The following is a 3279-nucleotide window of genomic DNA, read 5'->3' as shown; positions in this document are numbered from 1 at the left end:
CAATTTTATTGAAGAATTTTCAAGTGAAACAATCGCATCTATCACGGGATGGGATTATATTCTATCGGCACTAAATAATGTAGCATAATTTTGGAGAATTGGTATAACCTTCAAAATTCACAGATTCTGAACTTGCTCCGATTGTGTAATTGCAAACCTAAACGTATGCTGATCCAAAAACTAAACGACTGTGAAGAAATTATCGCTGGAGATGGAACTGTTCTGCGCGAACTGCTTCATCCTGACAAACAAGACATCAACTTGCGTTACAGTTTGGCGCATGCGATCTTGCCTGTTGGCAAAACTTCGATTCCCCATTCTCTAAAGACTTCTGAGGTTTATTACATCATTAGCGGTGTTGGAGAAATGTCGATCGACAGTGAAGTTTGTCGCGTTGAACCAGGCGATGCGGTTTACATTCCTCCAAATGCAATCCAGTTCCTTCACAACTATGGCGACGAACCTATTGTTTTCGTTTGTCTAGTCGATCCAGCTTGGCGCAAAGAAGACGAAACGATTTATGCACCTGAAATTGAGGCAACCGGATCACTCTAATCCAATCGCTCAAAACTATGAATTCACAAACAGCTCAAACCACCACTACTGCTGACGAGTCGGCAATCCGTGCTTTCCTTCACCAGATGATTGATGCTTGGAATCGAGGTAGCGGGGAAGGCTTTGCTGCCCCGTTTAGCGAAACTGCCGATTTCATCGCGTTCGAGGGAACGCATCTCAAGGGTCGAAAAGCGATCGCTGCATTTCATCAGCAAGCGTTCGACACGGTTGTCAAAGGAACACGTTTGGAGGGTGAGGTGAATTTCGTCCACTTCCTGAATCCTCAACTTGCTCTCATGAACGGAGTTGTCAGGGTAATACTACCCGGACAAACCAAAGCTTCACCGTCACGAGATTCGCTGCCGCTATATGTCGTAACGAAACACGACGAAGGTTAGACAGATCGAAGGGTTGCTCAATACCCGGAAGTTAAGGCTAGAACGGCAATTCTTCTTGGACGAGTTTGACTCGCTGAGTGCAGAGGCTCAACGTCAAGTAACCGACCTCGTTGCAGGTCTCAAGCAGCGTCATCAAGCAGATCAATCTCGAGTTTTTAATAATGATCGCTGGTTGATCAGATTTCTGTTGAGATTGGCGACGAAATTTTAGGGCCACCTGGAACTTTACCTTCCGCTGCTACAGAAACGTAATGAATTCGTTGCAGATAGCAAAGGAGAAACTTTTAATGTCATTAGAACAGAATATTCATCCCGCATTGCAAGGAGTCATCCAATGTCAACCTTTGTCTTAGTTCACGGCTCGTGGCACGATGGTTCTGCTTGGAACGCGGTCATCCAACATCTAGAAGCGAAAGGTCATCAGGCTTTTGCTCCCACGATCGCGGGTCATGGTAAAGGCGTGAATAAAAACGTCAACCATGCTCAATGTACCCAGTCGATCGTCGATTACATTGTTGAGAAAGACTTAACCGATATTGTCTTACTTGGACATAGCTTTGGTGGCAGCATTATTGCCAAAGTTGCTGAAGCAATCCGCGATCGCATTCGACGGCTAATCTTTTTCAATGCCTTTGTCCTGAATGATGGTGAGAGCCTCAAAGACAACATCCCACCTGACACTCAAGCGTTACTCGACAATCTAGCGAGAGAATCGGACGATAATACGATAACGATGCCTTTTGAGATTTGGCGAGAAGTGTTTCTCAACGATGCTGACCTCAAGCTGGCTCAATCCAGTTACACACAATTATCCCCTGAACCGTATCAACCATTGATTGACAAGCTGGACTTGAAGCAGTTTTACTCGCTATCGATTCCTAAAAGTTACCTCTACTGTACAGAAGATACTTGCCTGCCCCAAGGCGAGTGGGGTTGGCATCCCAAAATGTCTAGCCGCTTGGGGCTATTTCGGCTCGTGCAAATGCCGGGTGGTCATGAGGTGATGTTTTCTAACCCAGTCGGTCTAGCCGAAAAGATTATTGTCGCAGGGCGCGACTAGCCGCGACAGTTCATCACAGGTATTTGAGAAATCATCGTAAGAATCTGAAAGCAATCAGGTACTTCGACTCACCACACTTTAGAGATGCCGAGTTCCAGTAGACAACCTAGAGGCTCCATTACGCTCAGTCACTCCGGAAGCGATCGAGCGAGTTTTGGCAGCGGCACCCAAGTATGGCATCGAATTCATCGCGTGAATTAGATTACAAACCTCTTTTCTACATAATAAACACAACGTACTGAACAAAGGAACACAATGAAAAAGCCCGAGTTTTTTGTCACCCCCGGTTATGGGGAATATATGCTGAATAATTTGCATTACTCGCAAGCGGTAAAAATTGGCGATCGCGTCGAGACATCCGGCCAAGGCGGCTGGGATGACAATCTGCAAATTCCCGAAGCGATCGCAGATGAGATTGCTCAGGCATTTCGGAACATAGAGCGAACCTTGGCAACTGCTGGTGCGAGTTGGGAGCATGTGGTTCACGTCAATTCTTACCATGTTGGCGGGTTTCCCCCAGAGGTTAATGATGTGATAGTCAGGCTATTTCGTCATTACATGCCCAACCACGCCCCAATTTGGACAGAGCTAGGAGTGGCGGCGCTTGGACTGCCAACGATGCGTGTTGAAATCCGCGTGACTGCAATTGTTCCGTGAATTTTGCACAAGCGGCAACGGGGTGATTCGGCGACTACGCCCAGGAGAAGGACGCGCCCCTAATTTCAGATTTCACATCAGCCTCAATCATTTGGCCCAGTTTGCCCTTAGCAGCTTGGCAGGATACCTATGCAACGCTCCTTGCTTTTTTCCCAAAGCACCTATGAAGCAGCAGCCAACTTAGGGCATTGGGAGCGAGTAGCCCTAGAGCGTTCCCCAACCGTGTAAGGCTAACAAATTGCAAACTGCTGAAGCGGATGGACTAGCGACCTTGATACAAAGTCTGAAGCGATCTACTGTCACTTAGAGATACTAAATGGATAGTGGATAACCAAACAACCATTTTTGCAAACGGCAGTTATACAACACGGTAAGCAGACAAGGAGCATACCCAAAAATGGTTAAAGGTAGGTTAGAAGCATTCAGTGATGGGGTAATTGCTATTATTATCACCATTATGGTGCTGGAGTTGAAAACACCTCATGAATCAGATTTAGCTGCACTACGTCCGCTGATTCCAACCTTTCTAAGCTAGGGTTTGCTGAATAATTGATCGCAGACCACTAGCAGGAGCGATCGATATATTCAAGGTGAGTTAAATATAAGTTT

5 protein-coding genes are annotated in these 3279 nt (G+C 46.3%); all 5 read left to right on the top strand.

Annotation, left to right across the window (positions count from 1 at the left end):
• The first annotated feature begins 165 nt into the window (after positions 1–165).
• The 5 genes from QUA10_RS28750 to QUA10_RS29250 all read left to right on the top strand — a co-directional run bounded on the left by QUA10_RS28750 (position 166) and on the right by QUA10_RS29250 (position 3205).
• Entirely contained in the window at positions 166–555 is a 390-nt protein-coding gene (locus QUA10_RS28750; RefSeq protein WP_015179730.1) for a cupin domain-containing protein, read from the top strand.
• Between the two features lie 17 nt (positions 556–572).
• Positions 573–953 (top strand): SgcJ/EcaC family oxidoreductase, encoded by a 381-nt coding sequence (locus QUA10_RS28745; RefSeq protein WP_223300938.1) that lies wholly within the window; start codon positions 573–575, stop codon positions 951–953.
• 334 nt (positions 954–1287) lie between these two features.
• A complete protein-coding gene (locus QUA10_RS28740; protein WP_333085928.1) occupies positions 1288–2013 on the top strand; it encodes an alpha/beta hydrolase in 726 nt (241 codons plus the stop codon).
• A 255-nt stretch (positions 2014–2268) separates the two neighbouring features.
• Entirely contained in the window at positions 2269–2670 is a 402-nt protein-coding gene (locus QUA10_RS28735) for a RidA family protein (RefSeq protein WP_333085927.1), read from the top strand.
• Between the two features lie 397 nt (positions 2671–3067).
• On the top strand, positions 3068–3205 hold the full coding sequence (locus QUA10_RS29250; RefSeq protein WP_333154382.1) for a TMEM175 family protein: 138 nt from the start codon (positions 3068–3070) through the stop codon (positions 3203–3205).
• Positions 3206–3279 lie beyond the last annotated feature (74 nt).

The sequence above is a fragment of the Microcoleus sp. Pol8_D6 genome, assembly GCF_036700965.1.
Taxonomy (GTDB): domain Bacteria; phylum Cyanobacteriota; class Cyanobacteriia; order Cyanobacteriales; family Microcoleaceae; genus Microcoleus.
This window is presented reverse-complemented; position numbering and strand designations above follow the sequence as displayed.